A 16,004-nucleotide genomic window follows, 5' to 3' on the forward strand; every position below is an offset into this window, starting at 1 on the left:
GCCGTTTCGTTTGGTGCCGTCTGGCCTGCCCGCTGCTTAGAGCGGGTTGTCCAGCTTGATCACGGCTTCGTTGCTCTTGCGCTGCGTGGTGTGCAACTGGCGCGGCTGGGCAAAGCTGGCGAGCACGGCCGGATCGCGGCCATAGATGTCCTTGAAGCTGCGCATGACGCCGTTCACGTCGCGCGCCACGGTGAAATAGGTGATGTAGACCGGGAACGGCTTGGTCATCGGCACCTTGGTGTACTTGCCCGACAGGTTGTATTCCACCGCGGTTTCCTTGGGCAGGTCGGCGCCCAGGATCGCCATGGTCATGGCCAGCTCGGTGGCGCGCTCGGCGCGGATGCAGCCGTGCGACAAGGCGCGGTTTTCCTGGGCGAACAGGTTCCGGTTGGGCGTGTCGTGAATATAGATGGCAAACTCGTTCGGCATGTCGAGCTTGACGCGGCCCAGCGAATTGTTCTCGCCCGGCTGCTGCACCACCTGGATCGTGCCGTCGGACAGCTGCTTGACGGCATAGTTCATGCGCTTGGCCTTGGCCGGGTGGGCCAGCAGATCGGCGCCCAGGCCTTCGCCCTTCACGATCGACTGCGGCACCGTCCAGGTGGGGTTGAACACCACGTTCTCCACCATTTCGGCCAGCTGCGGCGTCGCGGTCTTGCCGGGCTTGCCCACGATGGCGCGATAGGTGGTGATGATCTGGTTGTTCACCGTCAGCCGCAGCATCTGCTCGGGCACGTTGATCATCAGGTATTGCAGGCCCAGGTCATGGGCCAGCCAGCGCCAGCGGTCCATGTTGGCGCGCACCAGGGCCAGCTTGGCCGGCTCCTTGGTGGTCTGCAACAGCTGCCGCAGCAGGGCGTAATCGGGGTGCGTGGGCAGCAGCGCGCGCAGCGTGCCCTTCACGTCATGCGTTTCGGTGGCCTGGGCCAGCAGCGCCGAATTGGGGTGCAGGTCCTGGTCGGGGTCCACCGCAAACCACTGCTCGCGTGCGGTCATCGGCGTGCGCCCGTCGCGCAGGTCTTCGGCCAGCCACACGAACAGCTTGCTGGCTAGCTGGTTGAGATCGTCGCCTTCCCCCTTGGTGATCGCGGCGGCGAGCGCAGCAGGCTGGTAATCGCGGGCAAACAGGCCTTCGCTGCTGATGCCGCGAATGGCCGAAAGCAGGTCCTTGGCATCCTGCAGCGTCCACACCGCCACTGGCGGCGGCGCTTCCACCTCGGGCAGGGCAGGGGGCGGCGCGGGCAAGGCCACGGCCGCGCCGGGCGCGGGCGGGACGGCCGGGCTGGCAGCGGGGGCCGGGGGCAGCTTGGCGGGCGGTGCCTTGGCCGGTGGGGGCGCCGGCTGCTGCGCCTGCGCGGTCAGGTCCACCGGGCCCTTGCTGTCCTGCGTGCGGGCAAGGGCCGGCGTGGCCAGCAGGGGCGTAACAACCAGCGACGTGGCAACCAGGGGCGCCATGGCCAGCGTCGTCGCGCCGAAAAGACGCGCACGGTTGCGGCGCTGCGGCCAGGTCTTGCGGGGGGTCATCGGTTCGAAATTCCCTGTTGCCATTCGGTTGCACGCACGTGGTGCACGGTTCATCTACTGCCCCATGCCCCACCGCCAATCAAGCAGCGAGGCTTTCGCCAAGCTGAATCAGGCATGCACATGGCTGCTTTTCCTTCCAAACGATAAACACGGTTCATCGTTTCCGCCAACCGCATTGGCGCGATGATAGCCAATCGGCCGGCACTCGGCTATGCGCCGCCCATGCATACGCCGCGCCCGCTCCTGCCGATCATCGCCACGTTGATCGGCCTTGTTTTTTTCAGCGTGATGGACGGCGCCATGAAAGGCGCCTCGCTCATGCTGGGGGCTTTTGTTGCGGTGTTCTGGCGCAGCACGGCCAGCGCCGTGGTCGTGGCACCGTTCTGGCTGCGGGAAACGCTGCTGCACCGGAAAGGGCGTTTGCCGCCCCCGGCTATCTTGCGGCTTCATGTGCTGCGCGGTGTGGTCACGGCGGGCATGGGGGTGCTGTTCTTCGATGGCGTGGTGCGCATGCCGCTGGCGCAGGGCATGGCGCTGTCATTCCTGGCGCCGCTGATCGCACTCTATCTGGCCGCGCTGACCCTGGGCGAACGCGTCAGCCACCGCGCGGTGATGGGCTCGCTGCTGGCGCTGGTGGGCGTGGCCGTCATCGCCAGGGATCAACTGGGCGCGGCTCCCGGGCCGGGCGCCTGGCGCGGCCTGGTCGAAATTCTGGCCTCTGCCGTGCTCTATGCGACGACGTTGGTGCTCCAGCGCCGCCAGGCGCAAGTGGCCAGCCCGGTCGAAGTCGCCTTTTACCAAAGCCTGGTGACGGCCACGTCCCTTTCGCCCATCGCCCTGGCATGGACGACATGGCCCACCCCGCTCGCCTGGGGCTTGGTGGTGGCCGGCGCGATCATGTCGGTGATCGCCATGCTGTTGATGGCCTGGGCCTATGCCCGCGCCCAGGCACAGGTGCTGGTCCCATTGGAATACACCGCGTTCATCTGGGCCGCGATCACCGGCTATGTCGCCTTTGGCGAACCGGTGACGCGTGGCACGGTCGCCGGCGTTACGCTGATCGTGGCCGGCTGCATCCTGGCGGCGCGGCGCGGCGATCCGCATCCCGAGCCGATGTAGGGGAGGGCGGCCAAGCTCGCCCCGTCAAGCCAGCGCCACCTTTTGCGCATCCACGATCGCCGCGAACCCCGGGTCCAGCCCGCTGCGGTCCACCAGGTCCACGTTCCAGGGCAGATCGCTGTCGTCGAATGCTTCGCGAAGGCTTGCCAGGGTGGCCAGCGGCAAAGGTGCCGGTCCTTCGATCACCAAGTCGAGATCAGACCAGGGCTTGGCTGCTCCCCGTGCGCGACTGCCGAAGGCACTGGCGACGAAGCCTGGGGGCAGATGCGCCGCCAGAATCGCGCGCACAGCGGCAAGCTCTTCCACGGAAAGTGCCAGATGCGCGTCAGGAGCCACGCGCGGCTTCCAGCCTGGCCAGCAGGTCTTCGGCCTGGGCCAGGAACGCCGGGATCGCCGCTGCCACCTGCCGCGCCTTGCCTTCGTCATAGGTGTGCGAGGTAATGTTGCGCATCTCGCGCCAGGTGCGCCACTCGCGCCAATCCGCGCCGGTTAGCCCCTGTTCGGCGGCCGTGCGGATCAGGGTGGGAAACGTCATGCGGTCCACGTCCTCGGGATTGGCCGCCCCCGCCTCGATCACCCGCCGCAGCATCTTGTGCGAAAGGTCATAGGTAAATTCAAAGCGCTGGATCAGCCCATCGCGGATCTGCGTATCGCTTTCATCCTGCGCGAAGCGGGCCAAACCCTCGCGCAGGCGCGCAACGGCGCGGGCAAGCGGCGTGAAATCCAGCGTGGCGAGATCGGTAGACATGCCCTCTCATGCCAGAGCGCGGGGGGCGGGGGCAAGCGCGGGGTGTTGATGCAGTGGGTCTTGGATTGCGACGCTATTTAAAGACAATCGGCCGCCATGCGGGAGGATAAGGAACGGCTTGGGGCCACGGATTGACGCGGGCAATCCTTCGTCGTGGGCAAGCGCGTGTCAAGGTTGAAGGATTTTATGGGCATCGCTCGCGGCCCCATAAGCTGGTTGCCGTGATTATGGGATGTGGTTCATAACTGATAGCGGCAAACACCGGGTGCGCGATGGAATACGCTGACGGTACGCCTATCAACATCGGCGATGAAGTCGCAGTGGATGGCATGGCAGGAATCATTGTTGCCGATTTTGATAACAGCCTCTTCCTGACCGGTTACGAGGAAGGGGGCAATCCTGCTGCAGAAGCAGTTGCGGATTTCCCGCTGTCATCTGGTGTTATGGCCAAAACCGCCGAAGCGGGACTAATCTATTATGAAGCTGCTGAGCTTGGGCACATCCAGCCCCTAAGGGGAGTGGATGCAAGTTCGCGATGATGAGCGCATACGGGTGATGGGCCAGGAAATTAGGAATTCCGGGGAAGGCATACTTAACTACATGGTTCTGGCTAGCCGGGGTGTTTGGAGAACTGGAAGTCCGCTTCGCGTCGTTGTCCCGCACATTGCAGACCCCGTAACCCAGCGGGATAATGGGCGGCTCTTCGCGTTTTCGGCTTGAAGCCAGCGCAACGTGGTCCGAAACTGAGCGCTTCGATCCGAGCGGTGGATCAGTAATGCAAACGCCCCAAATCGACGAACTGCACCCCACGCGAGACAATACTTCTGCTATTGCGTCGCAATAAGCCAAATCCCGCAAATTTAGCCATTTCCCGCCCTTGACGAGTCGGTCCTGACAGCGCATCGCGGCGCCGTTCACGAGAGGCCCGCTGGCTTTCGTTGCCCCCGGACATGGGCTTTGCCCCCGGAACAGGTAGCGGCCTTCGCGCCCGCGGTCCCTCGCAAACGGCAGGAGGATTTCGCTTAGCCATGACCCAGGTCGGACAGGACTCGCTCGGCACGCGCAGCACGCTTACCGTCGGCGGCAAGAACGTCGCCTACTACTCCCTCAAGAAGGCCGCCGAAAAGTTCGGCGATGTCTCGCGGTTGCCCTTCTCGATGAAGGTGCTGCTGGAAAACCTTCTCCGCTTCGAGGACGGTGGCTTCACCGTTTCGGCCGACGATGTGAAGGCCCTGGTCGATTGGCAGCACAACCCGTCGAGCAGCGCGGAAATCCAGTATCGCCCGGCGCGCGTGCTGCTGCAGGATTTCACCGGCGTGCCCTGCGTGGTCGATCTGGCCGCGATGCGCGACGCCATCGCCAAGCTGGGCGGTGACACCAGCAAGATCAACCCGCTGGTGCCCGTGCACCTGGTGATCGATCACTCGGTCATGGTCGATGAATTCGGCCACCCCAAGGCGTTCGAACAGAACGTCGAGATCGAATACTATCGCAATGGCGAGCGCTACGACTTCCTCAAGTGGGGTTCCAAGTCGCTTTCCAACTTCCACGCCGTGCCCCCGGGCACCGGCATCTGCCACCAGGTCAACCTGGAGCACATCGCCCAGACGGTGTGGACCAGCGAAGACCAGGACGGCAACCTGGTCGCCTATCCCGACACCTGCGTTGGCACCGACAGCCACACCACCATGGTCAATGGCCTGGGCGTGCTGGGCTGGGGCGTGGGCGGCATCGAAGCCGAAGCGGCCATGCTCGGCCAGCCGGTCTCGATGCTCATCCCCGAAGTGGTGGGCTTCAAGTTCACCGGCCAGCTGCAGGAAGGCGTGACCGCCACCGACCTCGTGCTGACCGCCACCAACATGCTGCGCAAGCATGGCGTGGTGGGCCGCTTCGTCGAATACTTCGGCCCCGGCCTGGCTGGCCTCACGCTGGCCGATCGCGCCACGCTGGCCAACATGGCGCCGGAATATGGCGCCACCTGCGGCTTCTTCGGCATCGATGAAAAGACGCTGGACTACATGCGCCTCACTGGCCGCGATGAAGACCAGATCGCGCTGGTTGAAGCCTATGCCAAGGAGCAGGGCTTCTGGATCGATCCTTCGGTCGAGCCGGTGTTCACCTCCACGCTCGAACTCGATCTGTCGACCGTCGTGCCTTCGCTCGCCGGCCCCAAGCGCCCGCAGGACAAGGTCGAGCTGCCGCAGGTGGACGACGTGTTCAACCAGGATCTGGGCGACGTCTACAAGAAGACCCAGTCGCGCGTGGCCGTCGAAGGCAAGGACCATGACATCGGCGACGGTGACGTGGTGATCGCCGCCATCACCAGCTGCACCAACACGTCGAACCCCGGCGTGCTGATCGCGGCCGGCCTGGTCGCCAAGAAGGCCGACGAGCTGGGCCTCAAGCCCAAGCCCTGGGTCAAGACCTCGCTGGCACCGGGCTCGCAGGTGGTGACCGACTACCTGATCAAGGCCGGTCTCCAGTCGCACCTCGACAACATCGGCTTCAACCTGGTCGGTTACGGCTGCACCACCTGCATCGGCAACTCCGGCCCGCTGGCCGAGCCGATCAGCAAGGCGATCAACGAGAACGGCATCGTCGCCGCCTCGGTGATCTCGGGCAACCGCAACTTCGAAGGCCGCGTCAGCCCCGACGTGCGCGCCAACTTCCTGGCCTCGCCGCCGCTGGTTGTCGCCTATGCGCTCAAGGGCACGGTGGTCGAAGACTTCACCACCACGCCGATCGGCACGAGCAAGGATGGCGCCGCCGTCTATCTCAAGGACATCTGGCCGACCAACGCCGAGGTTCACTCGGTCATGTCGGGCGCGATGAACCGCGCGATGTTCCAGGCCCGCTATGCCGACGTCTACAAGGGCGACAAGCACTGGCAGGCGATCAACGTGACGGGTTCGGAAACCTACTCGTGGCGCGCCGGGTCGACCTATGTCGCCAACCCGCCGTACTTCGAAGGCATGACCATGACGCCGGCCCCGGTGTCCGACATCGTCGGTGCCAAGCCGCTGCTGATCCTGGGCGATTCGATCACCACCGACCACATCTCGCCGGCCGGCTCGATCAAGGCCGATAGCCCGGCGGGCAAGTGGCTGCAGGATCACCAGGTCGCCAAGGCTGACTTCAACTCCTACGGCGCGCGCCGTGGCCACCATGAAGTGATGATGCGCGGCACCTTCGCCAACATCCGCATCAAGAACGAAATGGTCCCGGGCACCGAAGGCGGCTTCTCGCGCTATGGCGACGAAGTGGGCGCGGTCTATGACGTGGCGCAGAAGTACAAGGCCGATGGCACGCCGATGGTGGTCATCGCCGGCAAGGAATACGGTACCGGCTCGTCGCGCGACTGGGCGGCCAAGGGCACCAACCTGCTCGGCGTGCGCGCCGTGATCGTCGAAAGCTTCGAGCGTATCCACCGCTCGAACCTCGTCGGCATGGGCGTGCTGCCGCTGCAGTTCCTCGATGGCCAGACCCGTCAGAGCCTGGGCCTGACCGGCGACGATGCCTTCACCATCGAAGGCGTCGCCGATCTCCAGCCGCGCCAGACCGTGACCGTCAAGGTCACGCGCCCCGATGGCAGCACGTTCACGTTCGATGCGCTGTGCCGCATCGATACCGCCAACGAGCTGGAATACTTCAAGAACGGCGGCATCCTGCACTACGTGCTGCGCAAGCTGGCGGCCTGATCGCCGCCGGCATCACGCCGGAATGCAAGAAGGGCGGCTCCCACCGGGGCCGCCCTTTTTCGTTGGTGCGGGGGTGACCTGGCCCCTCCACCACCGGCTGCGCCGGCGGTCCCCCTCCCCATCGATGATGGGGAGGATTTTGCCGATCCTCCCTACCCGCAGGCGGGGAGGGGGACCACCGCGAAGCGGTGGTGGCGGGGCCATTACGCCCACGAAAAAGGGGCGGCCTCCCCCCGAAGACCGCCCCTTCCGTGGAGCCCGACAGAACCGGGCTTGACCGTGGTTTCAAGCCGGCTTGCGGCTCCGGCCCCAGCGCTGGCGTGCAACCAGCGCGGCGGCTGCGGCGCCGAACAGCAGAACCATCGATGGTTCGGGCACGTCGGTGCCGCCAGTGGTCGTCCCGCTGCTCGTCGATCCGCTGGACGAAGACGAGGTGGAGCTGGACGAACTGGTGGAGCTGGAGGAACTCGTCGAGCTGGAGGTCGACGAGGAGGTGGAGGACGACGTCGACGAGGAGGTGCTGCTGCTCGTCGAGGACGACGTGCTGACATTGCCCGACGAGGTCGAGGTGGAGGAACTGGTCGAGACGTTGCCAGACGACGTGCTGACGTTGCCGGAAGAGGTCGAGACATTGCCCGACGAGGTGCTCACGTTCCCGCTCGAGGTGGAAACGCTGCCCGAAGACGTCGATACGCTGCCCGACGAGGTCGAGACATTGCCACTGGAGGTGGAGACGTTGCCGCTCGACGTGGAGGTCGAGCCACCCGAGGTGGAGGTCGATCCGCCCGAGGTCGAGCTGGAGCCGCCCGAGGTAGAGGTGGAGCCGGTGCTGGTGGAGGATACCACCACGTTGCCGCCGCCACCGCCGCTGCCGCCAAAGAAGCCGCCGAAGAACCCGCCGCCAAAGCCGCCCACCGGGCCGCCGCCGATCACCACCGGCACGCCGCTACCGCCGCCGCCCTGCGCCTGGGGCGGCAGGGGCGCCATGTAGGGCACCGGCGCCATGGCATATTGCTGCGGCGGATCGCACACCTTGGTGGTGGCCGTGGTGACGATCTTGCGCTGGCGGTGCACCACGTGCGGTGGCGCGCGGCGCACCACGCGGCGCGGCTTGGCCTGCTTGATCTTGATCGGCTTGGTGTGGTGAATCTCGCCGGTCGATGGCGCTTCGGACACGTGCACCGCGCCCCCACCCAGAACTGCGCCGCCTGCCGCGCAGGCCGCCAGTTTTGCCAATGCCATCCTAACCGACATGATCGTTGCTCTCGCTAAATCCCGGGGCCGGCCTAGCAGAAACCACTTAACAGGTGGCTGCCGGCCTTTCCCGCAGATGAACAACGCAGATCATAGCGGCAGCGTCCATCGCGTTAACCTGAAATCGGCACGGCAGCGGGCCATATTTCGTCACTTTTCGCGCCGGTGTGTTAACTCTGTCCCAATCTGGAACTTTTGCCGGCCCGGGTGTTGTCGATTCCGACAGGCAAACCTGCCTATTCGCCGCCGCCGGGGTCAAACAGGCCGGGCAGGGTGCCGGGCAGGCCGCCCGGCATCTGCGCCGTGGGCGGGGTGATTCCCAGATGCTGCCAGGCCCGATCGTTAAGGCAGCGACCGCGCGCCGTGCGGGCCACCAGGCCCAGCTGGATCAGATAGGGCTCGATCACTTCCTCGATCGTGTCGCGCGGTTCCGAAAGGCCGGCGGCCAGCGTTTCCACCCCCACCGGGCCGCCCTTGTAGATATCGGCGATCATCATGAGATAGCGCCGATCCTGCAGGTCGAGCCCCAGCGCATCGACTTCCAGCCGGGTCAGCGCCTGGTCGGCCAGGGCGCGGGTGATCGTGCCATCGCCCATCACCTGGGCAAAATCGCGCACCCGGCGCAGCAGGCGCCCGGCCACGCGCGGCGTGCCCCGCGCGCGCTTGGCAATCTCGCGCGCGCCTTCGCTATCGATGCCCACGCCCATCAGCGTGGCGCCGCGCGTCACCACGCGTTCCAGTTCGGCCACGGTATAGAACTGCAGGCGCACCGGAATGCCAAAGCGATCGCGCAGCGGGGTCTGCAACAGGCCCTGCCGCGTGGTCGCGCCGATCAGGGTGAAGGGCGGCAGATCGATCCGCACCGATCGTGCCGAAGGCCCTTCGCCGATGATCAGATCCAGCGCGCGGTCTTCCATCGCGGGATAGAGCACTTCCTCGACCACGGGATTGAGGCGGTGGATTTCGTCGATGAACAGCACATCGCCCGATTCGAGGTTGGTCAGCAGCGCCGCCAGATCGCCCGACTTGGCAATCACCGGGCCAGAGGTGGCGCGGAAATTCACCCCCAGCTCGCGGGCGATGATCTGCGCCAGCGTGGTCTTGCCCAGGCCCGGCGGGCCAAAGAACAGCACATGGTCCATCGCCTCGCGCCGCTGCTTGGCGCTCTCGATGAAGATCTTGAGATTTTCGCGCGCGGACTCCTGGCCAACGAACTCGGCCAGCGTCTTGGGCCGCAATGCAGCGTCGAGGTCTTCGGCCTGGGCCTGGGCGGAAAGGAGCGGGTTTTCGGTCATGGGTGAGGGGACTTTCGGCGCAAGGCGCGCGGCACGTCCATCGCGTGATGCAATACGCGCACGACCAGCACTTGCGCGCCATTGAAACGGTAAAGGATGCGGTGGCGCCGATGCGAGAGACAGCGGATGTGATCGCCCAGCTCTGGCCGGGCCGGGCCTGCTTCGGGATGCCGTGCCAGCAGATCGAACGCGCCGGCAATGCTCATGAAATAGGCATCAGCCAAGGCCCCGCCAAATTCCACGTTGCCATATTCGCGCATGCGCACAAGGTCTTGGCGGGCCAGTGCCGTCAGCCGTACGTCAGCCACGAGAAGAGGGATGTTCGGCCATGATCTGCGCAAGGATATCGTCCGGGCTGTCGGACAGAACTTCCGACGCCAGGCCTTCCGCAACCAGGACGCGAAGCCATTCCACATCATCGATGGCGGCATCCTGATCACGCCGGACCAGATCGCGCACGTAGTCGCTGGCGCTGGAATAGCGCCCTTCCGCCACGCGGGCGTCGATCCATTGCCGCAGCGCTGGCGGCATCGAGACGTTCAGCTGGGCCATGCGTCGACTATAAAGGTCCATCGGGCCGTTGTCCAAGTTCATCACCCCGTCGCCCGTTTGAGCGCCACGCGCACCAGGTCGTTGAGGCGGGCGTCTTCGCCCAGGTCCTTGATCGCAAAGGCCACGGCGCTGGCGGCCACGGCGGGCTTGAAGCCCAGGTTCTGCAAGGCCGAAATCGCGTCGGCGCTGGCCGAGCCGGCCGGCAGCGCAACATCTGCCTCTGCCGCTACGCCCAGGCCGCCGGTCATGCCGGCCAGGCCCCCAGCCTTGTCCTTGAGTTCGTTGACGATGCGGCTGGCAAGCTTTGGCCCGACGCCGTTGGCGCGGGCCACCATCGCAGCATCGCCACCGGCGCAGGCGCGCTGCAATTCCTCCACCGACAGGGCGGAGAGAATGGCCAGGGCCACTTTCGATCCCACCCCCTGCACGGCAGTGAGCAGGCGGAACCACGCGCGTTCGCCCGCGCTGGCAAAGCCGATCAGGCGCTGGTCGGTTTCGCTCACCTGCATTTCGGTGTGCACCACCACCTTGTCGCCGCGCACGCCCAGGTGCGTGAGCGTCTTGGCGGAACATTGCACCAGGTAACCGACGCCGTTCACGTCGATGATCGCCCAGTCCGGGCCGGTGTCGTCAAGCATGCCGGTCAATTTGGCGATCATGGTTTGTTCCCTATGGCAGGGAACTTTCCCGCGCGCAACCAGGGTTCAGGTATTGGCCTGTTGATCCTCGGGCACGGCATCGTCGGGGCCGTAATAGAGCTTGGCACAATCGTGCGCGGCCACACCCCCTTCAAGCGAGAGGTCATCCTTGAAGGCATCGCGGATGTAATCGACCGTCGAAAGGTGGCGGTCCTCGAAATACATCTCGTGCACCTGGTCGCGCCCGGCGCCATAGACGATGCGCGTCACTCCGGCCCAGATCGCCGCCATCGTGCACATGCCGCAGGGCTGCAGTGTGGTATAAAGCGTGGCGCCGTCGATCTTCATGTCGCCCACCGCCTGGCCGGCCGCGCGCAGCGCTTCTACTTCGGCATGGGCGGTCGCATCGCACCGTTCCACCGTGCGGTTAACCGCGCCAGCGACCAGGCTGCCGTGGCGCACCACCAGCGCGGCGATTGGCGTATTGGCCGGATCATCACCCTTTTCGCGGATGGCAAGGGCGATGGCGCGGGCCATCCAGGCTTCGTCGGTGGCGGCGATGTTCATGAAGAACGCTACGCCGCGCGAGGGCTGGCGTTCCCGTGCCCGTTCGGGATCAGCGGTGGCTGCCGAGCATGTTGGCATGGGTGATCGCCACGGCCAGCGCGTCAGAGGCGTCCTCGCCGGCCAGCTTCACGCCGGGCAGCAGGATCTTGAGCATGTGCTGGATCTGCTGCTTTTCCGCGCCGCCGGTGCCGACCAGCGCTTTCTTGATCACCTTGGTGGGATATTCCGCCACATGCATGCCCGATCGTGCCAGGCTGAGCATGGCAACGCCGCGGGCCTGGCCCAGTTTGAGCGTGGATTGCGGGTTCACGTTGACGAAGACTTCTTCCACCGCGCCTTCGTCGGGCCGGTGGACCAGGATGACATCGGTCAGCGCTGCGTCCAGTTCCACCAGGCGCTGCGCCATGGTGGCCTTGGCATCGGTGCGAATCTGGCCATTGGCAACATGGCTGAGCCGGCTGCCAGACTTGGCCACCACGCCCCAGCCGGTGCAGGTGAGGCCGGGATCGATGCCCAGGATGATCATGACTGCAAGACCCTCTCCCGCATTGCGGGGGAGGGGGACCGCGCGCGCAGCGCGTGGTGGAGGGGGAGCCCCCTCCGACGGCCTGACGGCCGCCACCTCCCCCTCTGCGAGGGGGAGGATCGATCGCCAGCGCGCACTGCCACGGGCCTGATCAGCCCAGCTTTTCCATCACGTCGTCGGGGATTTCATAGTTGCCCCACACGGTCTGCACGTCGTCGTCGTCGTCCAGCACGTCGATCAGCTTGAGCAGGGTGGCGGCGTCATCGGCCGAAACCGTGGTCTTGAGGCTGGGCTTCCACGCCAGCTTCACCGCTTCGGCTTCGCCCAGCGCCTTTTCCAGCTCGCGGCTGACGGGGTGGAGGTTGTCGATCGCGGTCCAGATCTGGTGCGTATCGTCATCCGATTCCACGTCGTCGGCGCCGGCTTCGATCGCGGCTTCCAGCACCTTTTCCTCGTCACCCACGCTGGCGGGATATTCGATCAGGCCCAGGCGTTCAAAGCCATGGCTGACCGCGCCCGAAGCGCCCAGGTTGCCGCCGTTCTTGGCAAAGGCGGTGCGCACGTTGGTGGCGGTGCGGTTGCGGTTGTCGGTGAGCGCCTCGACGATGATCGCCACGCCGCCCGGGCCATAGCCTTCGTAGCGCACTTCTTCATAGTTCTCGCCATCGCCCTTGCTCGCCTTGTCGATGGCGCGCTGGATGTTGTCCTTGGGCATCGACTGCGCCTTGGCGGCGTTGATCGCGGCGCGCAGGCGCGGGTTCATGTCCGGATCGGGCATGCCCATCTTGGCCGCGACGGTGATTTCGCGGGAGAGCTTGGAGAACATGGCCGAGCGCTTCTTGTCCTGCGCGCCCTTGCGATGCATGATGTTCTTGAATTTGGAATGGCCTGCCATGGATCTGCTTCTTGCGGCTGATGGTGGGAACTTGGGGTTTGCCACGGCCCCTAGACCAACCGGCGCAAAACGGCAATGCGCGCCTGGCCAACAACGGGGCGGCCCAGCAACCGGAGCAGATCGGCAAACGCGGCGTTAACCGCTGGCGCGGTATGGCCCTTGCCATGGTCCGCCTGTCCCTGCCCGCTGCGCAATCCCTGGCCCACTTCCTGCGCCATCCACGCTGGACGCGCCCGATGGGTCTGGGCAGCGCGGAAAGCTGGGCGCTGTGGCGCGGGGCGACCGGGCTCTATCTGGCCGGGCTGCTGGTGCTCGCGCTGGTTCTGCACCTGTGGCAGCGGGCGATGGGCCTGCCTTCACCCGACGCCTTTGGCAAAGTGCCGCCCGCCCTGCTGCTCCCCACCGTCACCCTCCTGGCCCCGGTGGCCGAGGAATGTGTGTTCCGGGGCTGGCTTTCGGGCCGGCCCCGCGCACTCGCGCTGATCGCGGGGCTGGTTGTAGCGGCTGCCGCGCTATGGACGGTGCGCGATGGCGCGGCCCACCCCGTGGCGCTGCTGCTGTTGCTGCTGGGCGTGCTGGGTGCGGCGCTGGGCTGGTTCGTGCTGCGCCGGCGGGAAACCCCGGCGTGGTTCGTCGCGGCGTTTCCGGTGCTGTTCATGCTGCACGCGGTGGTCTTCGCGTTGTTTCACCTCAGCAACTATCCGCGCATCACGCTGGCGCTGGTGCCGATGGTGCTGCCGCAGCTGTGGGCCGGGCTGGTGTTCGGCTTCATCCGTGTGCGGATCAGCTTGCCCGCCGCCATGCTTGCCCACGCGCTGGGCAATCTGGCGGCGGTAACCGTGGCATTCCTGGTGCAGTGAGCGGGGCGGCCAAGCGCCGCGTTGCTCAGTCCCTGGCGCTCAGTCGATGCCCAGGGCGTTCTTGTAAACGTCGAGAATCGCTTCCATTTCGCGGCGATCGTCGGGCTTCATTTTCCGCAGGCGGACGATCTGGCGCATGATCTTGGCGTCATAGCCGGCCGACTTGGCTTCGCTGTAGACATCCTTGATGTCGTCGCCGATGCCCTTCTTTTCTTCTTCCAGGCGTTCGATGCGCTCGATCAAGAGGCGCAGGCGGTCGTCGGCGGCGTCGGCCATGGGATAAGCTCCGAATCTCTGTGTGGGCGGCCGTTGCGGCCTTCAGCCGCGGGCAAATAGCCGCCCACGCCCACGCTGGCAAAGCCGATCCTGTGGAAAGATTGCGCCGCTGTCGCGCGCAAGCCGGGTTGTGTCCGGGTTCTGGCCGGTGTCAGCGCGGGTTGCGCTTCATGCTCTCTTCCATCCGCGCCAGTTGTTCGGGCGTGGCCGGGCTCTGGTAGCGGGCCTTCCATTCATCGGCGGGCAGGCCGTGGATCGCCTCGCGCGCGGCAGCCTTGTCCAGCGGGGCGCCGGCCTCGATAATCCAGTCGGCCAGGCAATTGCGGCAAAAGCCCGCCAGGCCCATCAGATCGATGTTCTGGGCATCGTGGCGGTGGCGCAAATGGCGCACCAGGTGGCGAAAGGCAGCCGCGGCCACTGCATCATCGAGTTGATCGAGCGGATCAGCGCCAGAATGGGTGGTTTGGCCGGTCGAAGCATTCGTATCCATGGTTATCATCCCTTGGGTTTTGCCCCGGCATAGGCCATAGGGCAGGCCGAATGAAAGCCTGCCGGGTTCGATAGTGAAGAGGAGTTTTTTGCACCATGGGCCAGCCTGACAAGCGCGAACGCAAGGTCAAGATCCTCGCAACGGTGGGGCCGGCCAGCCGTTCCCCGGAAATGCTGGAAAAGCTTTTCCTGGCCGGTGCCGATGCCTTTCGCGTCAACATGAGCCATGGCGAACACGCCATCCACGCCGAAACCATCGCCAATATCCGCGCGCTGGAAGAACGGGTAAAGCGCCCGATCACCGTGCTGTGCGATCTCCAGGGGCCCAAGCTGCGCGTCGGCACCTTCAAGGAAGGCCGCGCCGTCATCCGCCATTCGGGCCACTTCACGCTCGATCGCAATCCCGAGCCGGGCGATGAAAACCGCGTCTGCCTGCCCCATCCCGAACTGTTCGGCATCCTGCAAAAGGGCCAGCGCCTGCTGATCGACGATGGCAAGCTGCGCCTGCGCGTGATCCGCGCCAGCGAGAGCGAAATCCTTTGCTCGGCCGAAGTGGGCGGCGTGATTTCCGATCGCAAGGGCGTCAACGTGCCCGACGCGGTGGTGCCGGTGCCCGCGCTCACCGAAAAGGACCGTCGCGACCTGGCCTTCGCCGTGGAGCATGGCGCCGACTGGATCGCCCTGTCGTTCGTGCAGCGCCCCGAAGACGTGGCCGAGGCGCGCCGCCTGATGGGCGGCTATGGCTCGCTCATGGCCAAGATCGAAAAGCCGGCCGCGATCTCGCGCCTGGAAGAGATCATCGAACTGTCCGACGGCATCATGGTCGCCCGTGGTGACCTGGGCGTCGAGCTCAACCCCGAAGAAGTGCCGCCGCTGCAAAAGCGCATCGTCGAAAGCGCGCGCCGCCAGGGCAAGCCGGTGGTCGTGGCCACGCAGATGCTCGAATCGATGATCGAGGCGCCCACGCCCACCCGCGCCGAAGTGTCGGACGTGGCCAACGCGGTCTATGACGGTGCCGACGCGGTCATGCTGTCGGCCGAAACCGCCGCCGGCGCCTGGCCGGAAGAAGCGGTCAGCATCATGAACCGCATCGCCGTGCAGGTGGAAAGCGATCCCGGCTATGCCGCCCGCGTCCACTTCATCGAAACGCTGCCTGATCCCACCACGGCTGACGCGCTGGCCCAGGCCTGCGCCTCGATCGCTGAAACGCTGCCGATCTCGGGGATCATCGTGTTCACCGGTTCGGGCTCCACCGCCCGCCGCGTGGCGCGTGAACGGCCGGGCGTGCCGATGCTGGTGCTCACGCCCAGCCAGAAGACCGCGCGCAAGGTCGGCCTGCTGTGGGGCGCCCACGCGGTTGCCACCAAGGACATCGGCAGCTTTGAGGAAATGATCGCCAAGGGCAAGCGCATGGCCCTGCGCCACGATTTCGGCACCGCCGGGTCCAAGCTGGTGGCGCTGGCCGGGGTGCCGTTCGGCACGCCGGGGGCCACCAACCTGCTGCATGTCGTCACCCTCACCGGCGACGAACTCAAGCAGCACCAGGCCGACTGAGCAGCCCTG

Annotated in this window: 18 protein-coding genes; 5 read left to right on the plus strand and 13 right to left on the minus strand. The window is 65.8% G+C overall.

Features of this window, described 5'->3' with window-relative positions:
- Positions 1-36: 36 nt before the first annotated feature.
- On the minus strand, positions 37-1,524 hold the full coding sequence (locus tag FHW97_RS16395) for a L,D-transpeptidase family protein (protein ID WP_253941835.1): 1,488 nt from the start codon (positions 1,522-1,524) through the stop codon (positions 37-39).
- Positions 1,525-1,746: 222 nt separating this feature from the next.
- On the opposite strand from FHW97_RS16395, the gene FHW97_RS16400 reads away from it, so the two are divergent.
- Positions 1,747-2,643 carry a DMT family transporter gene (locus FHW97_RS16400; RefSeq protein ID WP_028657750.1) on the plus strand — a complete coding sequence of 299 codons (897 nt, stop codon included), beginning with the start codon at positions 1,747-1,749 and terminating at the stop codon, positions 2,641-2,643.
- Positions 2,644-2,667: 24 nt separating this feature from the next.
- Here the strand turns inward: FHW97_RS16400 and FHW97_RS16405 are convergent, their stop codons facing one another.
- On the minus strand, positions 2,668-2,949 hold the full coding sequence (locus FHW97_RS16405; protein WP_210426926.1) for a nucleotidyltransferase domain-containing protein: 282 nt from the start codon (positions 2,947-2,949) through the stop codon (positions 2,668-2,670).
- 19 nt (positions 2,950-2,968) lie between these two features.
- Positions 2,969-3,391, minus strand: coding sequence for a nucleotidyltransferase substrate binding protein (locus tag FHW97_RS16410; protein ID WP_168352494.1), 423 nt, complete (start codon positions 3,389-3,391; stop codon positions 2,969-2,971).
- A gap of 272 nt (positions 3,392-3,663) precedes the next feature.
- Between FHW97_RS16410 and FHW97_RS16415 the strand changes: the two genes are divergently transcribed.
- Both FHW97_RS16415 and acnA read left to right on the plus strand, forming a co-directional pair.
- Positions 3,664-3,930 carry a hypothetical protein gene (locus tag FHW97_RS16415; RefSeq protein ID WP_168352495.1) on the plus strand — a complete coding sequence of 89 codons (267 nt, stop codon included), beginning with the start codon at positions 3,664-3,666 and terminating at the stop codon, positions 3,928-3,930.
- A gap of 489 nt (positions 3,931-4,419) precedes the next feature.
- Positions 4,420-7,089 carry an aconitate hydratase AcnA gene (gene acnA, locus FHW97_RS16420; protein WP_022675863.1) on the plus strand — a complete coding sequence of 890 codons (2,670 nt, stop codon included), beginning with the start codon at positions 4,420-4,422 and terminating at the stop codon, positions 7,087-7,089.
- 285 nt (positions 7,090-7,374) lie between these two features.
- On the opposite strand, the gene FHW97_RS16425 is transcribed toward acnA, so the two are convergent.
- From FHW97_RS16425 to FHW97_RS16460, 8 genes are all read right to left on the minus strand, one after another.
- On the minus strand, positions 7,375-8,331 hold the full coding sequence (locus tag FHW97_RS16425; RefSeq protein WP_253941836.1) for a PEP-CTERM sorting domain-containing protein: 957 nt from the start codon (positions 8,329-8,331) through the stop codon (positions 7,375-7,377).
- 248 nt (positions 8,332-8,579) lie between these two features.
- Positions 8,580-9,638, minus strand: coding sequence for a Holliday junction branch migration DNA helicase RuvB (gene ruvB / locus FHW97_RS16430; RefSeq protein ID WP_168352497.1), 1,059 nt, complete (start codon positions 9,636-9,638; stop codon positions 8,580-8,582).
- The gene (locus tag FHW97_RS22240) at positions 9,635-9,946 is read right to left on the minus strand and encodes a type II toxin-antitoxin system RelE/ParE family toxin (protein ID WP_168352498.1); all 312 of its coding nucleotides are present in this window, start codon (positions 9,944-9,946) and stop codon (positions 9,635-9,637) included. The genes ruvB and FHW97_RS22240 overlap by 4 nt, the downstream gene beginning before the upstream one ends.
- Positions 9,939-10,232: a type II toxin-antitoxin system ParD family antitoxin gene (locus FHW97_RS16440; RefSeq protein ID WP_253941837.1), complete on the minus strand. Its 294-nt coding sequence runs from the start codon at positions 10,230-10,232 to the stop codon at positions 9,939-9,941. Before FHW97_RS16440 ends, FHW97_RS22240 begins: the two co-directional genes overlap by 8 nt.
- Complete coding sequence (gene ruvA, locus FHW97_RS16445) at positions 10,232-10,849, minus strand: Holliday junction branch migration protein RuvA (RefSeq protein WP_062787604.1); 618 nt, start codon at positions 10,847-10,849, stop codon at positions 10,232-10,234. Before ruvA ends, FHW97_RS16440 begins: the two co-directional genes overlap by 1 nt.
- A gap of 45 nt (positions 10,850-10,894) precedes the next feature.
- Positions 10,895-11,395, minus strand: coding sequence for a nucleoside deaminase (locus FHW97_RS16450; protein WP_253941844.1), 501 nt, complete (start codon positions 11,393-11,395; stop codon positions 10,895-10,897).
- A 49-nt stretch (positions 11,396-11,444) separates the two neighbouring features.
- Positions 11,445-11,921, minus strand: coding sequence for a crossover junction endodeoxyribonuclease RuvC (gene ruvC / locus FHW97_RS16455; protein WP_062787601.1), 477 nt, complete (start codon positions 11,919-11,921; stop codon positions 11,445-11,447).
- A 151-nt stretch (positions 11,922-12,072) separates the two neighbouring features.
- Positions 12,073-12,816 (minus strand): YebC/PmpR family DNA-binding transcriptional regulator, encoded by a 744-nt coding sequence (locus tag FHW97_RS16460; protein WP_022675855.1) that lies wholly within the window; start codon positions 12,814-12,816, stop codon positions 12,073-12,075.
- Positions 12,817-12,854: 38 nt separating this feature from the next.
- On the opposite strand from FHW97_RS16460, the gene FHW97_RS16465 reads away from it, so the two are divergent.
- Complete coding sequence (locus FHW97_RS16465; protein WP_171799284.1) at positions 12,855-13,676, plus strand: CPBP family intramembrane glutamic endopeptidase; 822 nt, start codon at positions 12,855-12,857, stop codon at positions 13,674-13,676.
- A gap of 39 nt (positions 13,677-13,715) precedes the next feature.
- Here FHW97_RS16465 and FHW97_RS16470 read toward each other — a convergent pair whose 3' ends face one another.
- Both FHW97_RS16470 and FHW97_RS16475 read right to left on the minus strand, forming a co-directional pair.
- A complete protein-coding gene (locus FHW97_RS16470) occupies positions 13,716-13,952 on the minus strand; it encodes a DUF2312 domain-containing protein (RefSeq protein ID WP_022675853.1) in 237 nt (78 codons plus the stop codon).
- A 151-nt stretch (positions 13,953-14,103) separates the two neighbouring features.
- The gene (locus tag FHW97_RS16475; RefSeq protein ID WP_168352500.1) at positions 14,104-14,442 is read right to left on the minus strand and encodes a DUF1244 domain-containing protein; all 339 of its coding nucleotides are present in this window, start codon (positions 14,440-14,442) and stop codon (positions 14,104-14,106) included.
- A 95-nt stretch (positions 14,443-14,537) separates the two neighbouring features.
- On the opposite strand from FHW97_RS16475, the gene pyk reads away from it, so the two are divergent.
- Positions 14,538-15,995: a pyruvate kinase gene (pyk, locus tag FHW97_RS16480; RefSeq protein WP_022675851.1), complete on the plus strand. Its 1,458-nt coding sequence runs from the start codon at positions 14,538-14,540 to the stop codon at positions 15,993-15,995.
- Positions 15,996-16,004 lie beyond the last annotated feature (9 nt).

This window comes from Novosphingobium sp. SG754 (genome assembly GCF_013149315.1).
Taxonomy (GTDB): Bacteria; Pseudomonadota; Alphaproteobacteria; order Sphingomonadales; family Sphingomonadaceae; genus Novosphingobium; species Novosphingobium capsulatum.